The sequence below is a fragment of the Chamaesiphon minutus PCC 6605 genome (assembly GCF_000317145.1).
Taxonomy (GTDB): domain Bacteria; phylum Cyanobacteriota; class Cyanobacteriia; order Cyanobacteriales; family Chamaesiphonaceae; genus Chamaesiphon; species Chamaesiphon minutus.
Window position 1 is genome coordinate 933,147 of sequence record NC_019697.1, and the last position, 22,838, is coordinate 955,984.

Consider the following 22,838-nt stretch of genomic DNA (forward strand, 5'->3'; position numbering starts at 1 on the left):
AGACATGTCAAACTTATAGAGCCACAAAGGGCAATAACAGCTACCTCTGTTCCAGTACTTTTGTGATGTGGATATCGTCAGACTCGGCTTCCTGAATCATCGCCAACAGCATCGCCAACAGATCCTGACGTAAGGCTGGATTCGGTGGCATATAGCCAAACAGCTCGGCATCGCCGAACCCATCCGTAGCCAGCCGCACCAAATTGGCACGGACTGGATCGAGTCCACTGGCTAGTATTTTTTGTTGCCAAGCATCGAATTTACCTTGCACCAGTTGCAATAGTTCTGGATTGCAAGTCGCCACTAAAACTAGGCTAGAAATCAGCTTCGTAGCTAGGGGTTTACCATTAAATGTTGCTTTGACATACGCTCTGAGCCATCGTCCTGGCGATTCAGGCGATCGATCGAGCGCGAGTTCGCGCTCGATATCGGCATCAAATTCATCCATCAGGGATTGGACTACTCCCGCGATCAGTGCTTCTTTGGTCGCAAAATGGTACAGTAACCCACCTTTACTGACTTTTGCTTCCTTGGCAACTGCATCGAGCGTCAGCCGCTCGATGCCTTGGGTTTGAATGATGTGACTTGTGGCGTGCAACAGCCGATCGCGAGTCGCAGCGGCGGATAGAGATTTGCTAATTTTTCCTACCCCTTTGGGTGCGGGCGGGCGATCGGGAGCCATCGATTTGGGGGATTCGTTCACTAAAGACAATTGCGCCTGTCTGGAATCTCGGCTTATTCATCAACCATAACATCTAGACGGACAGACTTGACAGCATACCGTCTGGACGGTATAAATAAATTAATACCGTCCAGACGGTACAGTTATTATTTTATCGACTTGCTATGAACATTCAGTTCTTGTCGAAATCAGCTCATCGGCGGGTGCTGGTTTGGGCACTTGCCGCAGCCGCATTAACCGCTGGGATTGGTTATTATGGCATGTCTCAATTTAGTCAAGGCAGTCAAACGCCAGAAGCCAAACAGCCGACTACTTTAGCAGAACCGAAAGTAGTAGCGTTGGGACAGCTAGAACCCCAAACCGAAGTCACAAAAATCTCGGTGCCTGCGGCATTGAGTAACGATCGAGTGGCACGATTGCTAGTCAAACGCGGCGATCGCATTCAGGCAGGACAAACGATTGCGATCTTAGATAGTCGCGATCGATTACAAAGCTTATTAGTAGAAGCAAGAACGCAAGTAGATTTAGCGCAAGCAGAATTAGCCCAAGTGAAATCGGGTGCCAAAACTGGAGAAATTAACTCCCAAACAGCCGAGATCGCGCGGATTCAAGCACAATTACTCGGTGAAGAAAGAGCGCAACGAGAGTCTTTAGCCAGATTAGCAGCACAGTTAGCGGGGGATAAATCCGCTCAGGAAGCCAATTTAGCTGGACTGGAAGCACAATTGGCTGGCGACATTCAAGTGCAATCGGCAACGGTAAAAAAATTAGCAGCCGAATCGAATAATGCCCGATCGGAATTACGGCGTTATAGACAATTGTATGCAGCAGGTGCGATTCCTCAATCGCAGTACGAGACTAAGCGATTGAGTGTCGATACGGCCATTCAACAATTAAATGAAGCGCAGGCTGGATTAGCCCGAACTAAAGCTACTGGCGATCGCAAAATTAGTGAAGCAAAAGCTAATTTACAGCGAACGATCGCGACCGGAAGTAAGCAAATTAGTGAGGCCAAAATTGTCTTAGCCCGAATTCGATCGACAGGCGAGCGACAAGTAACTTCCGCGCAAGGAACGCTGAGTAAAATTGCCGAAGTTCGCCCAGTGGATGTAAAAACAGCACAGGCCAAAGTAAACCAGACGATCGCGCAAGCCAAGCGAGTCGAAACCGAACTGGCGCAGGCGTATGTCCGATCGCCCATTACCGGACAAGTTCTCGATATTTTTGCCAAACCTGGAGAAGTAGTCAAAGATGATGGGATCGTAGATATCGGTCAAACCGATCGAATGCAGGTCGTCGCCGAAATCGACCAAGGGGACATCAAAAAAGTCCGGTTGGGGCAATCCGTGGAAATTACAGGCGAGGCGTTTGCAGGCGAACTGCGCGGTACGGTACGCGATATCGGGCTAGCAGTCAGTCGCCAAAGCACATTTGCCGATCGACCGGGCGAAAATCTCGATCGGCGAGTGGTCAAAGTCCGGATCGGCATCGAGCCAGCGGACGGTCAAAAGGTTGCCGGATTGACCAACTTGCAAGTTCAAGTAGCAGTTCAACCATAATCCCCAATTTTGTCGGACGAATAACGATGTTTCGCAAATTTTTTCGGAGAACACCGCTGGCATGGCTACAGCTCAAACGAGAACCAGTCCGCCTTGCAGTTGCCCTGGCGGGAATTGCCTTTGCTGATATTTTAATCTTCTTTCAATTAGGTCTAGCCGAAGGACTGTTTGATTCGGTGACCAAGCCCTATAGTGCGCTGCAAGGAGATTTATTTTTGATTAATCCCTTGTTTGAGAGCATGGCTGTGGTTAGAAGTTTTCCTCGGCGGCGGCTGTATCAGGCGGCGGGAGCTGGAGAGGTGCGATCGATTAACTACATGTATATCGACCAAGGTAGATGGCGCAATCCACAAACGTTGAAGAATCAATCGACGATGGTGTTTGCCATCAATCCCAACAATTCGGCGATCGTTTTGCCAGAGGTGAAAGCGCACGTAGGGCAACTCAAGTTATTGAACCGAATCCTCTACGATCGCACCGGAAGTGCAGAATTATTTGGTAATATTCTCGAACCTTTGCAACAATCTGGTTCCGTACCGATCCAGTTCAACAACATCCAAACGCAAGTAACTGGCACGTTTGTCATGGGTGCTTCATTTTCTGCCAATGGCAATATAATTACCAGCCATTCTACTTTTCTGCGGCTATTCCCAGAGCGCAGAGCCGACCAAATCGACGTGGGTATTATTACTCTCAAACCTGGCACGAATATCGAGCGAGTTCAATCGGCAATTCGATCGCAAATTCAAGATGTTTTAGTTCTCACTCATGCAGAATTCGTCGAGCATGAGAAAAAATATTGGCAAGTAAATAGTCCGATCGGATTTTTGTTTGGGTTTGGTGCAGTCATTGGTTTTATTGTCGGCATTGTAATTGTTTACCAAATTCTCTATTCCGATGTTTCCGACCACCTACCAGAATACGCTACTCTCAAAGCAATGGGATATGGCGATGGCTACCTCACGAGCATTCTCATTCAAGAGTCATTAATTATGGCAATTTTAGGATTTATTCCGGGGTTTGTTGTAGCACTAGGACTATATTCGATCGCTACTTCGGTCACATTTATTCCCATTCTTATGAGTGTCAACCGAGCATTTTTGGTACTGGGTTTAACGATTGTCATGTGCGTTGCTTCTGGAGGAATTGCCATGCGAAAACTGCAAGAAGCCGATCCTGCCGATATTTTCTAACCTGCCGTGCCTATACCTATGCAAGATCTAGCCACTAATAATTTAACTAAACCAGTAATTTCCGCACGCAATCTCAACCATTATTTTGGTGAGGGCAATCTCAAAAAACAGGCATTATTTGATATCAATTTAGATATTTATGCAGGTGAAATTGTCATTATGACTGGGCCATCTGGCTCTGGAAAAACTACTTTGCTGACATTAATGGGCGGTTTGCGATCGGCACAAGCAGGTAGCCTGAAGATTCTCGATCGAGAGCTGCGCGATGCCAGCAAGCAAGAATTAACCAAACTGCGAGGTAATATCGGCTATATTTTTCAGGCACACAATCTCCTTACCTTTTTGACTGCCAAACAAAATGTGCGGATGTCGCTGGAATTACACGATCGCTTTTTGGAGCGAGACTTAGATGCTATGGCTACTGAAATCTTGACAACTGTAGGTTTAGAACAACGTGCCGATTATTATGCCGATAGTTTATCTGGCGGCCAAAAACAACGAGTCGCGATCGCGCGTGCGCTGGTGAGCCATCCCAAAATTGTGCTAGCCGACGAACCGACTGCCGCATTAGATAAAAAATCGGGTCGCGACGCGGTAGAACTGATGCAAAAACTCGCTAAAGAACAAGATTGCACGATCTTGTTAGTTACCCACGACAATCGCATTTTGGATATTGCCGATCGAATTGTTTATATGGAAGATGGCCGTTTGATGGATCGTCCTGAAACAAACTAATTTCGATCGGGCTTGACAAATCTACCTAAACCGATTCTCCCGTGAGGAGGCTACCGCCAACGATTCTCGACGAGCGTTGTTATGCGGCATTTTTACGGCGATCGCTACAACTTCATTCAAGTTTGAATTATCCTCAACTACTCTTCAAACGAAATTAAAAGCTTACGCAGCAGTAGAGCGAGCATTTCCCGCTCCGATGTCTCCAAAGCCCGAAGCATATGATGTGCATTGGCAACATGAGCTGCAACCGCTCGATCGATTAGACTCAGCCCTTCATTTGTCATCAGAATCAATGTTCCACGGCGATCGTTGGGATCGGGAATCCGCTTTACCCATTCAGCTCGTTCTAGTCGATCGATCCGATGTGTCATGGTGCCAGATGACACCATCATCGCGTTAAACAGATCGGTAGGGGAAAGCTGGTAAGGATGCCCAGAGCGGCGCAGGGTCGCCAGTACATCAAATTCGCCCAGATTCAGCTCGAATTCGGCAACCGTTGCCTGTACGGAACGCTCTAGGTGCTTGGATAGCCGTGCCATCCGCCCAATTACGCCCATTGGTGAGGCATCTAGATCGGGACGTTCGCGCTGCCATTGAGCCAAAATCGCATCGACTGGATCGGCATTCATTAAAATACTACTTACCTCAGAACTTTAACGCCAACTATCTTAACATCAAGATAAACGTTAGAATCTTGATATCGAGTATCTTGATATCAAGATAAAATCTATGAAGTCACAATCCGCTCGTCGATCTGATGTTCTACTGACTGCTCTAGCACCGATGACCTGGGGAACGACTTATTTTGTCGCAACTGAATTCCTCCCGCCCAACCATCCGCTATTGGTGGCTGCCTTGCGATCGCTGCCGATCGGTCTGCTGTTAATGGCATGGTTCAAACAACTGCCTCAAGGGATTTGGTGGTGGCGGATCTTGCTCTTAGGCAGTCTCAATATCGGCCTCTTTCAAGCCTTATTATTTATTGCGGCTTATCGCCTGCCAGGTGGTGTGGCGGCCACAGCAGGAGCGATTCAACCGTTATTAGTTGGCGTGTTTTCGTGGATAATATTGCAAGAGAAACCATCTAAGCGATCGATCGTGGCGGGGATTGCGGGCTTGGTGGGTGTCGGGTTACTGGTAATCTCTCCAGCGGCAAAACTCGATCCGATCGGCATTGTTACCGCGATCGGTGGAGCTGCAACAATGGGTTTGGGAACAGTCCTAATCAAAAGATGGCAACGACCTGTTTCGCTACTTGTTTTTACCGCATGGCAGTTAACAGTTGGCGGGCTGGTTTTGCTCCCAATCGCTCTAGCGATCGAAGGGCCGATCGCGCAGATCTCCACGACTAACTTATTTGGTTTCGTTTATCTGGGGGTAGTTGGAACTGGAATTGCTTATGCACTGTGGTTCCGAGGCATCGATAAACTCAACGCATCAGCGGTTTCGTATCTAGGGTTAATGAGTCCTGTAGTTGCAACCCTAATTGGGTTCGTATTCTTAAATCAATCATTTACGCCAATTCAACTTATTGGGATGGCGATCGTACTGATTAGTATCGTACTTGGGCAACAAACCGATCGATCGCGTCCAAGCTCATCTATTTCGATCCAATCGCGGCGACGAAAATAAGTTACAGGTTTTTGCGATTACCGCTAGACCTATCCGAAAACCTGCAAACTAGACTAAGCATGGGTTTCGAGTTTACTCGATGAATCTCGAAGCTAACTTCAAGCTGGGATTGAGTTTTTGAGTATCGTAGGCTGCTCGAACTGACTCGTTCAAGGTTAGAGATCGATAAAGGCTGTGAATTTCAGCAATTATCCCTGCCGCACTAAAATTATCTCGAACCCATTGGCGTCCGGCGTTGCCATAAGCCTCCCATTGCCAAGGAGCGTCGGGCGTTGCTGAATTGATGTATGATATAACGATCGAGTGTAAAGTTGACTAAAAACAATGAACAGTAAATTAGAGTCGATCGAATGTCCAGAGTGTAAGTCAACTCGTGTTAATAAAAATGGGCATAAAGCAGGCAAACAGAATCATATCTGTGTTGATTGCGGCAGACAATTCATAGATTGTTATCAAACTGATCAAGGTTATGGAGAAGAAATTAAAAAAGAATGTCTCCTCATGTATGTAAATGGGATGGGTTTCAGAGCAATTGAGCGAATTAAGGGAGTACATCATACAAGTATTATTAATTGGGTTAAGCAAGTCGGTGAATTACTCCCAAATGCTTATGCACCAGAAATAATTCCACAAGTAGGAGAGCTGGATGAACTAGAAACATTTGTTGGCTCAAAAAAACAAAATCTGGCTCTGGACGGCAGTAAATCACTTTCACCCAGGAATTTTAGGATGGGTACTGGGCGACCACAGTGCAAAAACTTTTCAGCCATTATGGGAACTAGTCAGTAGCTGGAAATGCTACTTTTACATCACGGATGGATGGCCAGTCTACCCGATATTTATTCCAGATGGAGACCAGATTATTTGTAAAACTTATATGACTAGAGTAGAGGGAGAAAATACAAGGCTTAGACACTATTTAGCCAGACTTCATCGCAAGACGCTTTGCTATTCTAAGTCGAAAGAAATGCTGGCACATTCAGTTAGATTACTAATTCACTATCTCAAGTTCTGGGATGTTCCCATCCCATATTCAGCTAACTATTAAATGTAGCTAAAGATTTCATCCTATTTTGAATATTTTTTTGGTCTCGAAGCTTGCGCGCCGCCTAAGCGGCGGTCGCCATATCATACATCAATTCAGCAACGCCGAGCGTCGAATACCTCTGTAATTGCTGCTGCCAATGCTGTTGGCTCGTTGGGAGGAATCAGCATTCCGGTTTCGCGGTGAATGACTGTGTATTTTAAACCACCCACAATACTGGCAATGACTGGGGTACCTGCGGCCATCGCTTCGAGCGCAACTAATCCAAAAGGTTCGCGATCGCTAGGGATGACACAGACATTAGCGGCTGCATAGTAGAACGGTAGCTCGGTTTGGGCAACTTGCCCGACAAATACCGTCGCATCCTCCAAGCCTAACTCTGTGACTAAATGTTGAATGCGTTGTCGTTCTTGGCACTCTTCCCGGCTGGTGCGATCGCCGCCGACTAGATAAAGTCGGAATGGTTTGGTTAATGTGGCGCAAGCTTTAATGAGAGTTTCAATCCCTTTGCGACGATCGAACCGACCGACATACAAGATTAATTTTTCATCGTTAGCAATTTTTAAATGTTCGCGAGCCACCGTTCTGGCAATCGAGCCAAAGTGACTGGTATTAATAGCGTAGGGAATAACTCTGACCCGTCCTCGATCGGAAATTAACTGCCGCAGATCGGCAACTTCTTGGGGACTGGTGGAAATTACACAATCTGTAGATGTCAAACACGCTGTTTCTACCAGATGACGGGTGACGGCAATTGCTGGCGGCTTTGCCATACCCTGATACTTCACTACGCCAATAGAATGATAAGTATGCACTTGGGGTATGCCCAAGTGAGATTTTAGCTGTAGCCCCACCCAACCAGAGAGCCAATAATTACTATGAATCAGCGTATAGTTACGTGCTGATTTGAGTTGAAATACCCACCAAGCATCGATAAAGGCGGGTAAATATTCAAATAATTTATCCCGATCGATGAATTCTGCTGGCCCAGCAGTGAGGCGAATCGTGCGACATCCAGGGGAATTTTCGACGATTTCTTCTTGTTCGGGATGTTCGCGACGGGTGAATATATCGACTTGACAGCCCCGTCGAGCTAGTCCTAGCCCTAGTTCCCGCACGTAAACATTTTGGCCACCCCCTGCTTTACCGATTTCGGCAGTCGGATCGCTATCTACAGCAATGAGGGCATAGCTCGGTCGTCGGTTGGGGGCAACTATTAAATTGCCCGTCGGGATACTTTGGGCTAAGCGATCGACCCAATTGTCGGTATCATTTATCGTCATGATTCTTGTTAACCGTTCGCAGGTACTTGTTAATTGCCGATCTCTTTACCGTCTTTTCATAAAGTTGAAATTATTGGCAAAAAATATCCAGAAGACAAAGAATTCAGCGATCGAGGCTTAGTATAGTGGATCGTCATAGGGCGGAATCGGATAAATTTCTGCAAATTTATCCCAATCCATCTTGCCTTGGAGATGCTTATCTAGATAGTGACGATCGGTTTCGATGTCCACGGGCGAATGTAGTAACTGAGTAACTCGATCGAGAGTGGATGAAGCGAGATCGGTGGAAGATTGAAGTTCTAGCATGACTGTTTATGGTTGTGATTTGTTTAGTTTAAATCGTTGTTTTCGAGCTGAATGTGTCGATCGCGTAAAGATATCAGCAATCGATCGAGTATGGCGGCTTGTTGGAGCCGATCCAGTTGTTTGAATCGCGGTAGATGCTGAAGTTGAGTCGAGAGGATCGGTGCGAGCTTTTGATTATCGATCGCTTCGCGAACTGACTCTGCCAAGATTAACGATTGATAGAGACTATCGATCTTAGTTTTCATCGTTGCCGAGCTGAAATTAGGCATCGCCCATTTACACCCAGCCGTACCATTAACTCCGGGTTGGCAGGGTTTATCGAGCGTTTCTTTAATGGCGACTGCTAATGTCGTAGGATTGCGGATCGGGATTTGCATTCCGGCTTCATCCCCACCACCTGGGTTGCTAACTACCATTGTCTCTAACGCAATCAACCCAAAAGGTTCGTAGTGACTGGGAATGAAGCACACATTAGCGGCTACATAGTAATTAGCTAAATCGGCTGTAGGAATCTTCCCAACAAACGCAGTCGCATTTTCAAAGCCTAACTCTTTGACTAAGTCTGGCAAGCGTCGCTGTGCCTGTAAATAGTTGCCACCCGTGCGGCTGCCACTAACTAGATACAGTCGAAAGGGTATGGGCAACCTGGCGCAATGTTCGATCCAACCGGAGAGCCAGTAATTACTTTGGAGTAAAGTATAGTTGCGTTCCGATTTAAGTTGAAAAGTCAACCAAGCTTCGATAAAAGCGGGCAAATGTTCCCATAATTCGGTTCTGGAAATAACTTTTGCTGACCCTGCATCGAGCCGAATTATTCGGCAGCCAGGATGAATTTCGATAACTTCAGCCAGATTTGGATGTTCGCGACGGGTGAAAATATCGACTTTACAGCCCTGTTGAGCTAGTGCTATGCCCAGATCCCGCACGTAAATACTCTGCCCGCCAGCATATTGTTTGCCAATATTGGCAATGGGATCGCCATGCAAACAAATCAGGGCATAGGTCGATGGTATGGGAGTGTTTGGTGGCTCGCTCAGCCGGAGGCTTTGCTCCAACTGCTCGATCGGATTGGAGTAGCGATCGGCTGTCATAACTGTTCCTAACCGTGGAAATATGCTTGCTAATTACTGACATTTCTACAGTACCGGGCAAAAGTTGAAATAATGGGTAAAAATCGTGCAGAAATAGAGCAGAAAGTACATTTCCTCACATCTTGCACCAGGTCGAAATATACTAGTGCTTAGTTTTGACCCAGGGTACCCACAAGGGGCACCCCTACAGATAACTTGTAGGGGTACCCACAAGCGACGCACACAAACGGGAGGGAGCGATGCGCGCTCGGCGGGTTTCCCGCCGGGATAGCGCATCAGCGACGCATCGACCTGGAGGTTTCCTCCAGGTTGTGTGCGTCAGCGGCTCGCAGCCGGGAGGTTTCCTCCCGGATTATGCGAGACAAGACAAGACAAGACAACCTCCCGTTCGATGCGTCGCTTGTGGGTACCCGCAGATCTACACTAATTACTAATGTTTTTGTACTGGTGCAAGATGTGAGTTTCCCAAGCTGAATCCGGACAGCCAAAATCTAAACTTGTTTGAGACGGTATCCCAATCCATGTACCGTCTCGATCGAATCGTCGGGCGCGCCAGCATCGCGCAATTTCTGGCGCAAACCGCGAATGTGAGATTTGATAGTATCTTCAGTAGGTGCAGCTTCTAAAGACCAAATCCGCTCGATAATTCCCGATCGACTCATAATCCGTCTACCATTAGAAACGAGCAATTCCAACAAAGCGTATTCTTTGGGCGTGAGATATACCGGAGTGTTGTCATAACTGACCTCGTGGGTACTCGGATTCAAAGTGAGGCTGCCCCACGATAAACACACAGATTCAGCACTACCGCGCCGCAGGAGCGCGCGAACTCTGGCCATTAACTCTGGCATCTCAAAAGGTTTGACCAAATAGTCATCCGCCCCTGCATCCAAGCCTGCGATCTTATCCAAGAGCGTATCGCGGGCGGTCAACATCAATACGGGTAAACTGTAACGATGCGATCGCAAGCGTTGCGCAAAACCAATGCCATCTAATTTTGGCAAAGTTACGTCTAAAACGATTAAGTCAAAATCGATTACTTGCACCCACTCCCATGCTGCTTCTCCATCTGCTGCAACTTCCACGATGTACTGTTTAGCTGTCAATGCTTCTTTCAACATTGCTGCCAATCGCAGATCGTCTTCTACTACTAAAATACGCATAATTTAAAGTCTGATTAGCCGATCGTTCGATAATAATTGAGGCGATCGATTACTTAAATAATTACAGATGTTTAAAAACATTCACTGGTCGAGCGAGAATAAATTAATTGCGACTGGATTTAGTTTTGCTTTATGCTTGACTGGTCTGACGAGTTTAATTTCCTATCACAATGTCACCGAACTAATTAAAAGTGCCGCCAGGGTGGAGCGTACCCATAAAGTTTTTAGCAATCTCACCGAGATTACATCAATTTTAGCAGATGCTGAGTCTGGGCGTCGGGGCTATCTACTATTTAAAGATCTCACAGAGTTGCAGCGTTATCAAGTTGCAGCTAAAAATATTAATCCGACCGTCGATCGATTGAAGCAGTGGAGCAATACGCCGATTCAACAGCAGCAACTTACTCAGTTAAGATATTTAATCGCTCAAAAATTTTATCTATCCGAACAATTTATTGCTTTAAATCGCCAAAATCCGAATCTTAAAATAGAACAGTCTCGACTGCTTACTGAAAATCAAAAAAATCGTCTGCAAATTCAGCAGTTAATTACCGAAATGCGGCTCGATCGAGAGCGATCTCTTCAATATTTAGTCGAACGCTCTCAATTAAATTCCTCTTATAGAATCCCGATTGAAGTTCTCAGTACATTTCTTAGCTTCGCAATCCTATTTGGGATGTTCGCACTAGTCTATCGACAAACGCTCAAACGGGATCGAGCAGAAGCTCGGCAAGAGACATTAGCGCAAGCACGGGAACTGAGCGAACTCAAACTGAGATTTTTTTCAATGGTTTCTCATGAATTTCGCACTCCGTTGAGTATTATTTTGGGTTCGGCACAATTACTATCAGATGAAGATCGGCAGTGGACTCACGAGCAAAAATTTATCAATTTAGAGCGCATTCAATCTTCGGCTCGCTCTATGAATCAGTTGTTGACAGATATCTTGACTTTAACTAGAGCAGAAGCAGGTAAGCTGGAGTTTAATGCAAACTTAATGGATGTCGAAAGCTTCTGTATTAATTTAATTGAAGATATTAAATTATGTAACGAACCGAATCGTGTTATCAAATTCACCAGTCACAGTTACTGTCCCCACGCGAGATTAGATGAAAGGTTACTATATTCGATTTTGAGTAATTTGCTGATTAATGCTCTTAAATATTCACCACAAGGTGATACTGTTGAGTTCCTTCTAAAATGCGAACCTAATGTAAATATTTTTCAAATCAAAGATCGAGGGATTGGGATTCCATTAGAAGTTCAGGCAAGTCTCTACGAACCATTTTTCCGCGCTCATAATGTAGAGAATATCGTCGGAACTGGGTTGGGATTAGCTGTGGTTAAAAAGTGTGTAGATTTGCATCAAGGGGAGATTTGTGTAGAAAGCAAAGTTGACGAAGGAACGACTTTCACGGTCAAAATTCCGCAAATACTTAGCACGCAAACTACAAAATAATGGCGTTGCTGAATTCAGGGATGATTTACCTTGAAGACAAGCCCTAAAACTTAAGGTCGGGGTAATTATTGAATTATACCTATCTGAAATTTAGAAGGCATTTTATATGTCAAGTCAGCAACGCTTTGCCGTTGTTAGGACGCTCGGCAACTAACGACTACGCCACGTACATTGCAGCGGATATTTATTGTTGCGCCAAGTTGTCCAACCGCTAGCAACTTTGGTACTAGGGTTATAGCGTAAAAACCAATTATCCGGTTCTGCACCTTGATAGCGAATGCCAAAATCATTGCCCCGTAAATAGTTTTTACTCAGCGGTACCCAAGCACTGCCATTGTCGCTAAATCTCCCGACGACCTTGACTCCGGAGGAACTACTACACACACCGCCACTGCAACTAGTTTGAGGATCGTCTACAACTAACCATTGCATTTTTGCAGGTCTGCGATCGATCGAACAATCCCATTTGCCAAAGTACCACTGACTTGGTACTTGCGAAGCTTGGGCACTAATGCCAAAACTTAAAGTTAAGGGTAAGAGTGCTAATTTGATGACGATTTTAGTAATATTTTGCATACTGTAATTATTCCCTTAAAACTATTAATAATTAATACACCGACTGTCCGATCGTTTCCGCAAATTGACTAGTAGTCTACGGGGTAAATCTAGTTACTATTTTGGCGGGGAGCGGCGGCTCGCGTTTCTGCTATCGCAGACGCTACGCGTTGGCGTAGCCTCGCCTCTGGCGAAACGTCGGGAAACCCGACGGTTTAGCGAGACAGCGACGCAGCTCCCTTCGGGAAGGCTCCGCCAACGACCGGGAGGGAACCTCCCGGTTGTGTGCGTCAAGACAAGACAGGGAGCGGGGAGTGGAGAGTTGGGATTATGAAATAGTAACCTAACTTGCGCCTAGTAATAGATCGCCGAGCGATCGCGAATGTAAGCAGATCGATCCTTCATTTGCACTAGCAAAAAAGAGCTAAAAGTGCGACATTTAATGTATGAATGGACGGTAGGATGAAACAAAACTCATTGAAATTTTTGGCACTAGTCATCGCGATCGCCATCTGGACGATCGCGTGCCAATCGATCCGGCTCCCGGAGATTGCCACCACCGCAGCCCCCGTCACGATTAAACTCAGCGGGTGGACGGCAAGTCCTGTCGAGCAAAATTTATTAAAAAAATTGCTGCGAGATTTTGAAGCCCAGCATCCAGAGATCGCGGTTAAGTACGAAGCAATTAACGACCAGTATATGGACGTCATTAAAACTCGTTTAATTGGCGAAGCTGCTCCCGATGTTTTTTATTTAGATGCACTAGAAGCTCCCTTTTTGATGAGTCAAAAAGTATTAGAACCGCTAGATACTTATCTTACTCCTAAATTTGATGTCGCCGACTTTGAGGCAACTTTAATTAACAGTTTTAAGTACGATCGACATCTTTATGGCTTGCCCAAAGATTATTCTACTTTATCGTTATTTTACGATCGTCAAGCATTTAAGGCCGCCGGATTGACTAGTCCGCCGACTAATTGGGAGCAGCTACGTAATTATTCCCAACAGTTGACATTAGATCGAAATCGAGATGGCAAAATCGATCGATACGGCTATGGCGTCATCCCAGAATTAGCCCGTCAAGCTTATACAATCGGTGCATTTGGCGGACGACTGGTGGAAGAGAACGGTCGTGCTGCCTTTGCTTCAGAGGCAGGTTTAAAGGGCTTAGAATCGATCGTCGAGCAATACCAAAAAGAGCGAACTTCTGCTCAAAAATCTGACGTGGGCACGAACTCGGGTAGCGAAATGTTAGGACAAGGTAAAGTCGCGATGGCGATCGAAGGCAACTGGGCGATTCCTTATTTACAAGAAACTTTTCCTCAATTAGATTTTGCCACAGCCGAAGTACCGAGCATCAATAACAAAAAAGGTACAATGGTATTTACCGTGGCCTATGTGATGAATCAACGATCGCAGCATAAAGCCGCAGCTTGGCAACTTATTTCCTATCTCACAGGCAAAGAGGGGATGTCCAAGTGGACGAGCACGGGGATTGCTTTACCATCGCGGCAATCTGTCGCCCAAAAATTAGGTTACCAGCAAGATCCCTTGCGATCGCCATTTGTGGCGGGGGTGGAGTATGCGATGCCGTGGCAAGCAGGTAAATATCCCGCCGCGATCGTCAATAATTTTGACAACCAATTTCTTAGTGCCATGCTCGGACAACAACCCTTGCCACAGGCGATGTCGAAGGCACAAGCGGATGCCAATCGACAGATTAAATCGATCGAATAAATAGGTAATGGGTAATGAAGATCGAAAGGACGCTTGCGTCCACTATTCACTATTCACTATTCACTATCCCCTATCCCTTATCCCCTATCCCCTGACTGTCGCACAAAGTCTAATATTGTGAATCGGTTGAAAATACAAAGACAAAAAGCGCGATCGAATGTTGTCGAAAACTTAGCTGGGTATCTATTCATGATGCCTGCGATGTTGGTTATCGGCACATTTGTCATACTGCCGATCGGGTGGGCAATATTCCTATCCTTGCACAAAGTGCGACTGCTAGGTGGTATCGATTTTCAGTTTATTGGACTTGGCAATTTTAGCCAGCTATTTGACGACGAACGAGTCTGGATCGCGCTCAAAAATACCGCAATTTATGTTGCAATGGTCGTGCCAGCTCAAACTTTATTGGCATTGATTTTAGCTGTAACTCTCAACTCAGGGATTCGCGGAAAAAATTGGTGGCGGATTCTATACTTTTTACCGACAGTGACTTCTTCGGCGGTATTAACTTTGATTTTTATGTGGATTTATAATACCAATGGACTGCTCAACGATCTGCTGAATTGGTTGAAATTACCTACTTATAATTGGTTGGGCGATCCGGCAGTAGCACTCCCAGGAATCGCGCTGATGAATATTTGGTCTACGGCACCATTTTATATGGTAATTTATTTGGCAGCGTTGCAAGATGTCCCTCAACTTTTATACGAAGCGGCAGAATTAGATGGTGCTAATAGTTGGCAGCAGTTTCGCTATATTACCCTGCCGATTCTCAAACCAGTGACCTTTTTTGTGATGGCGATCGGGACGATCGGGACATTTCAATTATTCGACCAATCATACATTTTTTCTGGCGGCACTGGAGGACCAAATAATGCCACGCTGACGGTAGTACTACTAATTTATCAGTCGGTATTTCGTAACTTGCAAATGGGGTATGGCGCGGCGATCGCGTGTTTATTGTCAGTGGCGATCGTCATCCTGACTCTAATGCAGCGACGGTTATTTGGAGGCGAACGGACGTGATAAATCTGCCACGAAGTTATGGGAAGATGCTCGTATATGTGGGATTGGTATTGTACGCGATCGTCACGCTAATTCCCTTTTTATGGGCACTGTCAGCCTCTTTCAAACCGCTCTCAGAAATAGTCAGCGGCGAGAATACTTTTTTACCCAAAAATTTTACGCTCGACAATTACAAACAAATCTTTTTCCAAGAGCCATTATTTTTACGTTGGCTGTTTAATAGTGTTGTTATTGCAGTAAGTGTCACCGTCCTAAACTTACTATTTAATTCTATGGCAGGTTATGCCCTTGCGCGGCTGCACTTTCGGGGCAAACATTTTCTGTTCGTGCTCATTTTAGCTGTTTTGGCAGTACCAGCCCAGATCTCTTTGATTCCTACCTTTTTAATTTTAAAATTGTTCGGCTGGTTGAATTCTTATCAAGGGACGATCGTGCCCAGCATGGTAAATGCCACATTTATCTTTATGATGCGGCAGTTTTTTGTTAATTTTCCTAAAGAATTGGAGGAAGCTGCTGCCTTAGATGGGTTAACACCTTTTCGGATTTTTTGGCATATTGTTTTACCTTTAGCTAAACCAGCCCTAGCCGCACAGGCAGTATTTGTATTCATGGGGAGCTGGAATAATTTCTTATTGCCGATGACGATCTTATTCGATCCCGAAATGTTTACTTTACCTTTAGGCTTAAACTCTTTTAAGGGTCAATATATCAGCTATTGGAACTATATTATGGCAGCTTCAATGGTGTTTACCTTGCCAGCACTCATTATCTACGCCTTTTTCAATCGCTATTTTATTCAAGGCGTTACCTTCACAGGTGGGAAAGGTTAGTAATTAGTTGATAGTTAAAGGAGAGGCTTTAAACCCTTACTATTCGTTAAAACTAATGTAAGGTGTGCGATCGCACACCCGGCACGACAGCCCGATCGTGGCAATCGATCGAATATTGCGGAAAATAATCGATCGCTATTGGAGCTAATAGTTAGATATTTATTTTCATAGGGCGATCGATCGTGAAAGCATCTTCAATTAAATTTTCACTCAGCACTCTTACATTACTAAGTTTGGCAGCAGTCGCGGCTACTCCGACATTAGCAACTTCACTTCAAGTTGCCGAAAATACCCCTAGTCAAATTCAAACCAACGACTCAGCCGAAAAAAATTTACCATTTTTTGCACGCTTCTTAGAAGGTCAACACCCAGAAGTAGTCGATAATAAAGTAGCTTTAACAGAATCTTCTACTATTCAAACACAACCATTAAATAGTCTCAGCGATCTAGGCAAAAAAGGCACGGTGACTACTCGCAAATATCCTTCTGATGCCGAAGATAATACTGGTGGTGGGACAGTTTCAACAATGAAATATCCCTCTGATGCCGAAGATAATACTGGCGGTATAATTACAACTAAGAAATATCCCTCCGATGCCGAAGATAATACTGGCGGTAACCTATATCGTCGCCATCGTCGGTAGACTGCGATCTGAAGTAAAAAAGCATCAGCCGCTACCTAGCACTATGCGGCAGAAATTAACCAACCATTTCTTTCCCCGCTCCCCGCAAAATAGTAACCTTATTTACGCCGTAGACTACTAGCATTTCAACTATATATTCAGCTCCACCCTCCACCCTCTACCCTCCAATCAGATTCAATGTCTAACAACTTATGAGCGTCCTCATTATTACTCACACCCAAGACAATGAAAGTATCGAGCTGGTGAGTCAAGCAATCGAACGGCGGGGGGAGATGGCGATTCGCTTTGATACCGATCGATTTCCGACGGAGGTGCAGTTAGACATCCTGTACAGTGGGGACGTCGAAAAACTGTTACTGCTTCAAGACGGACAACAATTCGATCTAGCTCGAGTCAGCGGTGTCTGGTATCGGCGGTTGAATGTCGGCGGCAAAATTCCGGCTCAAATGGACGAGCAATTTCGATATGCTTCGATTCAAGAATCGCGAGCCACGTTGTTTGGATTGATTACCAGTCTGCGCGCCTTTCATCTCGACTCGATTCCCGTCATTCGCCGAGTCGAAAATAAGCAGCTCCAACTGCGTGTAGCCAGAGAAATCGGGCTAGATACCCCCCGGACTCTAATTACCAATCAACCCGCCGCCGTGAAGGAATTTGCCCGCACCTGTGCGACAGGCACGATCGCCAAAATGATGGCTTCGTTTGCGATCTACGACGATCGCGGACAAGAGCAAGTCGTCTTTACCAATCGCCTCTCAGATGCTGATTTAGAAAATTTAGACGGCTTAAAATTTTGCCCGATGACTTTTCAAGAATTACTCCCCAAACAGGTGGAATTACGAGTGACGATCGTCGGCAAACAGGTATTTTGTGCGGCGGTAGATTCGCAAAAACTAGATAATGCCAAGCTAGATTGGCGTAAAGAAGGAATTGCTCTAATTGATGCTTGGTATCCCTATCCTTTACCTAGCGATGTGGAAGCAAAATTATTGCAGTTTATGGAGTATTTTGGGTTAAATTATGGGGCGATCGATATTATTGTCACCGTAGACGGTCGCTATGTATTTTTAGAAGTGAATCCTGTCGGCGAATTCTTCTGGTTAGAACTGTATGCAGGTTTACCAATTTCTAAGGCGATCGCCGATTTATTATGTCGATAGATAGATAGCAAATGTAGAAGATCTTCATAAATGGCTAAAATTGGCATGAAAGATCCGTCTTGTGATTGATTTGGTAGATTGGCGATCGACAGTAAGCTGATTGCCAGGGCACTACAGGCAATTTTTCTATGGGTGGATATCTTTCGAGTAGTCTTACCGATGACAAACTTAATTGTGCTGAAGCCGCAGAGGTGTTCGTTTTTCCCACGTCTTTTGCCCAGCAGCGATTGTGGTTTCTCGACAGGTTAGCACCAGGCAATCCCTTTTATAATGTCTCCACCGCACTGCGTCTCGAAGGTGCGATCGACTTTACCGCTTTAGAGCAGACATTTAACGAAATCGTCCGTCGCCACGAAACCTTACGTACTACTTTCGTTGTAGTAGATGGGCAACCCCTACAGGCGATCTCGCCGAGCCTGAGCATCCAGCTACCCCTTATCGATTTACGCAATTTCGAGAGCCAAGCACGCGAACTACAACTGCGGCAAATTGCCACCGCCGAGGCTCGACAGCCGTTCGATCTGACTACTGGGCCATTGCTACGCGTAAAGCTGCTACAGCTAGATGATGTCGAATATGTACTGTTGCTAAATTTCCATCACATTGTCGCCGATGGTTGGTCGATCGGCGTGCTAATTAGAGAACTAGGCATATTATACAAAGCCTTTGCATCTGGAGATCGCCACCATAAAGCTTTTGCGCTCCTACCAGAACTACCCATTCAATATGCAGATTTCGCTCAATGGCAACGGGAATGGCTGCAAGAATTAGATGTAAATGGTTGCTCGCCGCTGCAAACTCAGTTAGCTTACTGGCAGCATCAATTAGACGACATCCCGGTGCTAAATCTCCCCACAGACCGTCCCAGACCCGCAGTGCCGAGCTATAAAGGTGCAAAACAGGTTTTAGAGTTATCGCCCTCTCTGAGTCAAGCATTAGAAGCACTGAGCTACCGCGAGGGCGTTACTTTGTTCGTGACGATGCTGACAGCGTTTGAGACTTTGCTCTACCGCTATACACAGCAAGAAAATATTGCCATCGGTTCGCCTATTGCCAATCGTAACCGCAGCGAATTAGAAGGGATAATTGGTTTTTTCGTTAATAGTTTGGTACTACGAACGGATTGTTCGGGGCAGCCGACGTTTCGAGAATTGTTGCATCGAGTGCGAGAGGTAACTCTGGGTGCCTATGCTCATCAGGACTTACCGTTTGAAAAGCTAGTAGAGGAGCTGCATCCAGAGCGAGATTTGAGCTATCATCCGTTGTTTCAGGTGGCATTTAGCTTTCAAAATACGCCGATCTCTACACTAGAGTTGCCTGGAGTAACAGTGTCGCTACTCGATCTCGATGCTACGACGACATCACAACGACTGGAAGTCGTTGCTAGTGATGCAAAGTCCGCCTACGCGGACTACGAGGACTGGGATTTGGAGTGTGTGAATAGTCCTGGCGACTGCCATACCACAACTGCCAAGCTCGATTTAGAGTTCCATTTGTGGCAGGATTTGGGAAGTATCAAAGGACAAATGGTTTATAGCACCGATATTTTCGATGATGTGACTATTACCCAAATGCTCGGACATTTTCAAACCTTGTTAGCAAGTATTATTGCTAATCCAGAACAGCGCATTTCCGCTGTGGCTATCCTGAGTGCGATCGAACGACAACAGCTATTAATCGATTGGAATGATACTAAAAAAGAGTACCCTAACGAGTGTTTTCATCAGTTATTTGAAGAACGAGTACGAGAAACTCCCGACGCGATCGCCTTAGTCTTTAACCAGCAGCAATTAACCTATCGCGATCTAAATATTTACGCCAATCAACTTGCCCATTGTTTGCAAGAATTGGGGATTGTTCCCGATCGATTAGTCGGAATTTGTCTCGATCGATCGCCAGAAACAATCGTGGCGATCTTAGGTATTCTTAAAGCGGGTGGAGCATATCTACCTTTAGATCCCAGTCTGCCTCAAGAGCGTCTGAACTTGATGTTAGCAGATGCTGGAGTTTCAGTGTTAATAACTCGATCGCATTCAATCGCTCGATTTGAAAATTTCTTGCAGCCAATTATCGATCTCGATCGAGATTCAGCATCTATTAGACAATACAGTCCAGAGAATCTAACTAATTGTGTCACATTAGATAACCTGGCTTACGTTATCTACACATCTGGCTCGACGGGTCAACCGAAAGGCGTGGCGATCGAACATCGAGGATTGTCTAACTTAGCACAAGTTCAGATTGAGGTATTTAATATTCAACCGAGTCACCGCATTTTACAATTTGCATCGTTAAGTTTCGACGCTTCGATTTTTGAGATTGTGATGGCATTGCAATCTGGTGCAACTCTTGATTTAGCCACCAAAGAATCCCTATTACCGGGACGACCTTTGCTAGAATTATTGCGCGATCGAGCGATTACTCATGTCACCTTACCCCCCGCAGTATTAGCCGTTCTACCTTTAGCATCGCTACCAGCATTACAAACTATTATTTGTGCGGGCGAACCTTGCCCCGCAGATATGATTAACAGGTGGTGGCAACCTCAACGGCAGTTTTTTAATGCTTACGGACTGACTGAAGCAACGGTATGGTCTACTATTGCAGAAATTAAATCTACCAGCGCACAAATATCGATCGGGCGACCGATATCGAATACGCAAATTTATATATTAGATAAGCATTTAGAGCCAGTCCCGATTGGAATCGATGGCGAATTATACATCGGTGGTGACGGATTGGGACGAGGCTATATCAATCGTCCCGAACTGACTGCCAAACATTTTATTGCTAATCCTTTTGACGACCGACAGGCAGCGCGACTCTACAAGACAGGAGACTTAGCTCGGTATCGATCGCGTAGCGTCTTGTGTGGAGAATCGGATGGTAACATTGAATTTTTAGGTCGTAGTGACGATCTCGTAAAAGTTCGCGGCTTTCGGATCGAATTATCAGAAATAGAAACAGCGATCCGTCGATATCCACAAGTGCAAACAGTAGTAGTAATCGATCGAGACAATAGCTATGGAGACAAGTATTTAATTGCTTATATTGTTCCCAATATAGAGACACCAAATTTTATATTTTCATTACGCAAATTATTAACTGAAAAATTGCCAGAATACATGATGCCAAAAGCATTTGTTATACTGGATACCCTACCGCTCACCGCTAGTGGCAAAATCGATCGAGATGCGCTGGTCAAAATCGCTCCCGCACAGGAGATCGATCGAGAATTTATCGCACCGCGTACTCCCACCGAGTCCACACTGGCGCAGATTTGGGCTGAAGTCTTGAATATAGATCGGGTGGGTATTTACGATAACTTTTTCGATTTGGGTGGAGATTCGCTATTAACTGTGCGATTATTACAGCAAATATCCGAGCAACTTAATTACGAACTACCGCTAGCTAGCTTATTTTTAAATCCGACAATTGAAAGTTTAGCAACTTGTCTGTCTTCATCACCAGATAATCTCGCTCGATCGCCATTAGTTGCGATTCAACCTGATGGCTCCAGTCCAGCTTTCTTCTGCGTTCATCCCATTTTTGGCGTTATTTTTCCTTATTATGAATTAGCCGCACAGTTAGGGAAAGATCGTCCGTTTTATGCGTTACAACCGATCGGACTCGATGGCAAAACTCCGCCCCTAACGCGGATTGAAGATATGGCTGCTCATTATATCGAAGCATTGCGATCGGTACAGCCTCACGGCCCTTATTATTTGGGCGGTTGGTCGTTTGGCGGTTGGGTGGCATTTGAAATGGCGCAACAGCTCCAACAGGCAGGGCAAGAAGTAGCATTACTAGCGGTGCTCGATACTTTAGCACCAATTCCAGGACATGTATCTTTAGGTCATGGCTTAAAGTTTATGCTAACGACAGCGGCGCGATATATTTGGCCGTTTTTTCTCGATTATGTTTATCTAATTATCGCGATCGTCAAGCAGCAAATTCAGAGTTTAAGAGATCGATTTCCTATTTTAAATAAAATCTTGCGTTACTCCGGTTGGGAGTGGCTGATGCAATCTCGATCGCGAAGCGCGCCACCAAGGCGGTCGCAACAGAATACTACCGTCAACCCGTCGAAAGAATCTCAACTCAGAATTTTAAGCGAGTTAGCAATCGTGCCGATGCTGCGGGTGTTCTATGCTAATAGTCAAGCCGCGCTCGACTACGTGCCGCAAGCTTACTCCAGCCGCATTAATTTATTTAGAACCAAGGATCGATCGAGCCTTAGCAAGGAAGATCCGAGTCTGAGTTGGGATCGGCTTGCTCAAGGTGGTACGGAAATTCATCATCTTCCTGGCAACCATCTGACGATGCTCAGGAAACCGCATATCCAGGTGCTTGCGGCACAGCTAAAAGCTTGTATCGATAAGGCTGCGCTAAGGGGTTGAGGAGATTGGCTCCGTTCTGACTCCGCTACCGATTGAAATCGGGGCTAACGATGCAAAGTCCGCCTATGCGGACTAGTACTAGACGGCGGAAATAAAGCTCCCATTTCTTGCCCACTCTCCCCGCTCCCCGCTGTCTTGTCTCGCTGCTTGGTGCGCTTCCATGGTCGGGAAACCCGACCGGAGCGCATCCGCATAATCCGGGAGGAAGCGATGCAATGTGGGCGGGTTTCCCGCCCATACAATTGCATCAAGACAACCTCCCGGCTGCGAGCCGCTCCCCGCCAAAATAGTAACTAGATTTACGCCGTAGACTACCAGTGTTAATCCAATAAAGATCG

20 protein-coding genes are annotated in these 22,838 nt (G+C 45.6%); 13 read left to right on the forward strand and 7 right to left on the reverse strand.

Annotation, left to right across the window (positions count from 1 at the left end; genetic code table 11):
• Positions 1 to 40: 40 nt before the first annotated feature.
• Positions 41 to 703, reverse strand: coding sequence for a TetR/AcrR family transcriptional regulator (locus CHA6605_RS04210; protein ID WP_157259780.1), 663 nt, complete (start codon positions 701 to 703; stop codon positions 41 to 43).
• 143 nt (positions 704 to 846) lie between these two features.
• Between CHA6605_RS04210 and CHA6605_RS04215 the strand changes: the two genes are divergently transcribed.
• From CHA6605_RS04215 to CHA6605_RS04225, 3 genes are read left to right on the forward strand one after another with little or no spacing between them, the layout of a single operon-like run.
• Positions 847 to 2,241, forward strand: coding sequence for an HlyD family efflux transporter periplasmic adaptor subunit (locus CHA6605_RS04215; protein ID WP_015158304.1), 1,395 nt, complete (start codon positions 847 to 849; stop codon positions 2,239 to 2,241).
• Between the two features lie 26 nt (positions 2,242 to 2,267).
• On the forward strand, positions 2,268 to 3,434 hold the full coding sequence (gene devC / locus CHA6605_RS04220; RefSeq protein ID WP_015158305.1) for an ABC transporter permease DevC: 1,167 nt from the start codon (positions 2,268 to 2,270) through the stop codon (positions 3,432 to 3,434).
• Between the two features lie 18 nt (positions 3,435 to 3,452).
• Positions 3,453 to 4,169, forward strand: coding sequence for a DevA family ABC transporter ATP-binding protein (locus tag CHA6605_RS04225; RefSeq protein WP_015158306.1), 717 nt, complete (start codon positions 3,453 to 3,455; stop codon positions 4,167 to 4,169).
• Between the two features lie 137 nt (positions 4,170 to 4,306).
• Here CHA6605_RS04225 and CHA6605_RS04230 read toward each other — a convergent pair whose 3' ends face one another.
• Complete coding sequence (locus CHA6605_RS04230) at positions 4,307 to 4,798, reverse strand: MarR family winged helix-turn-helix transcriptional regulator (protein ID WP_015158307.1); 492 nt, start codon at positions 4,796 to 4,798, stop codon at positions 4,307 to 4,309.
• A gap of 100 nt (positions 4,799 to 4,898) precedes the next feature.
• Between CHA6605_RS04230 and CHA6605_RS04235 the strand changes: the two genes are divergently transcribed.
• Positions 4,899 to 5,801 (forward strand): EamA family transporter, encoded by a 903-nt coding sequence (locus CHA6605_RS04235; protein ID WP_015158308.1) that lies wholly within the window; start codon positions 4,899 to 4,901, stop codon positions 5,799 to 5,801.
• Between the two features lie 345 nt (positions 5,802 to 6,146).
• Positions 6,147 to 6,849 (forward strand): IS1 family transposase gene (locus CHA6605_RS04240; RefSeq protein ID WP_422678763.1). Its coding sequence is split into 2 segments (ribosomal slippage): positions 6,147 to 6,481 and positions 6,480 to 6,849, totalling 705 coding nucleotides; the frame shifts between segments, so codons are not numbered across the junction.
• Between the two features lie 92 nt (positions 6,850 to 6,941).
• Here CHA6605_RS04240 and CHA6605_RS04245 read toward each other — a convergent pair.
• From CHA6605_RS04245 to CHA6605_RS04260, 4 genes are all read right to left on the reverse strand, one after another.
• On the reverse strand, positions 6,942 to 8,129 hold the full coding sequence (locus tag CHA6605_RS04245) for a glycosyltransferase (RefSeq protein ID WP_015158310.1): 1,188 nt from the start codon (positions 8,127 to 8,129) through the stop codon (positions 6,942 to 6,944).
• A gap of 117 nt (positions 8,130 to 8,246) precedes the next feature.
• A complete protein-coding gene (locus CHA6605_RS04250; RefSeq protein ID WP_015158311.1) occupies positions 8,247 to 8,435 on the reverse strand; it encodes a hypothetical protein in 189 nt (62 codons plus the stop codon).
• Between the two features lie 23 nt (positions 8,436 to 8,458).
• Positions 8,459 to 9,526 (reverse strand): glycosyltransferase, encoded by a 1,068-nt coding sequence (locus CHA6605_RS04255; RefSeq protein ID WP_015158312.1) that lies wholly within the window; start codon positions 9,524 to 9,526, stop codon positions 8,459 to 8,461.
• A 491-nt stretch (positions 9,527 to 10,017) separates the two neighbouring features.
• Positions 10,018 to 10,689: a response regulator transcription factor gene (locus CHA6605_RS04260; RefSeq protein WP_015158313.1), complete on the reverse strand. Its 672-nt coding sequence runs from the start codon at positions 10,687 to 10,689 to the stop codon at positions 10,018 to 10,020.
• A 67-nt stretch (positions 10,690 to 10,756) separates the two neighbouring features.
• On the opposite strand from CHA6605_RS04260, the gene CHA6605_RS04265 reads away from it, so the two are divergent.
• Positions 10,757 to 12,148: a sensor histidine kinase gene (locus tag CHA6605_RS04265; protein WP_015158314.1), complete on the forward strand. Its 1,392-nt coding sequence runs from the start codon at positions 10,757 to 10,759 to the stop codon at positions 12,146 to 12,148.
• A gap of 150 nt (positions 12,149 to 12,298) precedes the next feature.
• On the opposite strand, the gene CHA6605_RS04270 is transcribed toward CHA6605_RS04265, so the two are convergent.
• Positions 12,299 to 12,724, reverse strand: coding sequence for a DUF6006 family protein (locus CHA6605_RS04270; RefSeq protein WP_015158315.1), 426 nt, complete (start codon positions 12,722 to 12,724; stop codon positions 12,299 to 12,301).
• A 64-nt stretch (positions 12,725 to 12,788) separates the two neighbouring features.
• On the opposite strand from CHA6605_RS04270, the gene CHA6605_RS33615 reads away from it, so the two are divergent.
• From CHA6605_RS33615 to CHA6605_RS04300, 7 genes are all read left to right on the forward strand, one after another.
• Positions 12,789 to 13,037 (forward strand): hypothetical protein, encoded by a 249-nt coding sequence (locus CHA6605_RS33615; RefSeq protein ID WP_157259783.1) that lies wholly within the window; start codon positions 12,789 to 12,791, stop codon positions 13,035 to 13,037.
• A gap of 128 nt (positions 13,038 to 13,165) precedes the next feature.
• A complete protein-coding gene (locus tag CHA6605_RS04275) occupies positions 13,166 to 14,440 on the forward strand; it encodes an ABC transporter substrate-binding protein (protein ID WP_015158316.1) in 1,275 nt (424 codons plus the stop codon).
• A gap of 189 nt (positions 14,441 to 14,629) precedes the next feature.
• Positions 14,630 to 15,466: a carbohydrate ABC transporter permease gene (locus CHA6605_RS04280; protein WP_086936161.1), complete on the forward strand. Its 837-nt coding sequence runs from the start codon at positions 14,630 to 14,632 to the stop codon at positions 15,464 to 15,466.
• A 26-nt stretch (positions 15,467 to 15,492) separates the two neighbouring features.
• Positions 15,493 to 16,296 (forward strand): carbohydrate ABC transporter permease, encoded by an 804-nt coding sequence (locus CHA6605_RS04285; RefSeq protein ID WP_198288510.1) that lies wholly within the window; start codon positions 15,493 to 15,495, stop codon positions 16,294 to 16,296.
• A gap of 182 nt (positions 16,297 to 16,478) precedes the next feature.
• Complete coding sequence (locus CHA6605_RS04290; RefSeq protein WP_015158319.1) at positions 16,479 to 16,940, forward strand: microviridin/marinostatin family tricyclic proteinase inhibitor; 462 nt, start codon at positions 16,479 to 16,481, stop codon at positions 16,938 to 16,940.
• A gap of 191 nt (positions 16,941 to 17,131) precedes the next feature.
• Entirely contained in the window at positions 17,132 to 18,100 is a 969-nt protein-coding gene (locus CHA6605_RS04295; protein WP_015158320.1) for an MvdD family ATP-grasp ribosomal peptide maturase, read from the forward strand.
• Between the two features lie 128 nt (positions 18,101 to 18,228).
• On the forward strand, positions 18,229 to 22,500 hold the full coding sequence (locus CHA6605_RS04300; RefSeq protein ID WP_015158321.1) for a non-ribosomal peptide synthetase: 4,272 nt from the start codon (positions 18,229 to 18,231) through the stop codon (positions 22,498 to 22,500).
• Positions 22,501 to 22,838 lie beyond the last annotated feature (338 nt).

Coding starts and splice junctions, on each gene's coding strand:
- CHA6605_RS04215 (WP_015158304.1), top strand. CDS start 847: ATGAACATTCAGTTCTTGTCGAAATCAGCTCATCGGCGGGTGCTGGTT.
- devC (WP_015158305.1), top strand. CDS start 2,268: ATGTTTCGCAAATTTTTTCGGAGAACACCGCTGGCATGGCTACAGCTC.
- CHA6605_RS04225 (WP_015158306.1), top strand. CDS start 3,453: ATGCAAGATCTAGCCACTAATAATTTAACTAAACCAGTAATTTCCGCA.
- CHA6605_RS04230 (WP_015158307.1), bottom strand. CDS start 4,798: ATGAATGCCGATCCAGTCGATGCGATTTTGGCTCAATGGCAGCGCGAA.
- CHA6605_RS04235 (WP_015158308.1), top strand. CDS start 4,899: ATGAAGTCACAATCCGCTCGTCGATCTGATGTTCTACTGACTGCTCTA.
- CHA6605_RS04245 (WP_015158310.1), bottom strand. CDS start 8,129: ATGACGATAAATGATACCGACAATTGGGTCGATCGCTTAGCCCAAAGT.
- CHA6605_RS04250 (WP_015158311.1), bottom strand. CDS start 8,435: ATGCTAGAACTTCAATCTTCCACCGATCTCGCTTCATCCACTCTCGAT.
- CHA6605_RS04255 (WP_015158312.1), bottom strand. CDS start 9,526: ATGACAGCCGATCGCTACTCCAATCCGATCGAGCAGTTGGAGCAAAGC.
- CHA6605_RS04260 (WP_015158313.1), bottom strand. CDS start 10,689: ATGCGTATTTTAGTAGTAGAAGACGATCTGCGATTGGCAGCAATGTTG.
- CHA6605_RS04265 (WP_015158314.1), top strand. CDS start 10,757: ATGTTTAAAAACATTCACTGGTCGAGCGAGAATAAATTAATTGCGACT.
- CHA6605_RS04270 (WP_015158315.1), bottom strand. CDS start 12,724: ATGCAAAATATTACTAAAATCGTCATCAAATTAGCACTCTTACCCTTA.
- CHA6605_RS04275 (WP_015158316.1), top strand. CDS start 13,166: ATGAAACAAAACTCATTGAAATTTTTGGCACTAGTCATCGCGATCGCC.
- CHA6605_RS04280 (WP_086936161.1), top strand. CDS start 14,630: ATGATGCCTGCGATGTTGGTTATCGGCACATTTGTCATACTGCCGATC.
- CHA6605_RS04285 (WP_198288510.1), top strand. CDS start 15,493: ATGCTCGTATATGTGGGATTGGTATTGTACGCGATCGTCACGCTAATT.
- CHA6605_RS04295 (WP_015158320.1), top strand. CDS start 17,132: ATGAGCGTCCTCATTATTACTCACACCCAAGACAATGAAAGTATCGAG.
- CHA6605_RS04300 (WP_015158321.1), top strand. CDS start 18,229: ATGGGTGGATATCTTTCGAGTAGTCTTACCGATGACAAACTTAATTGT.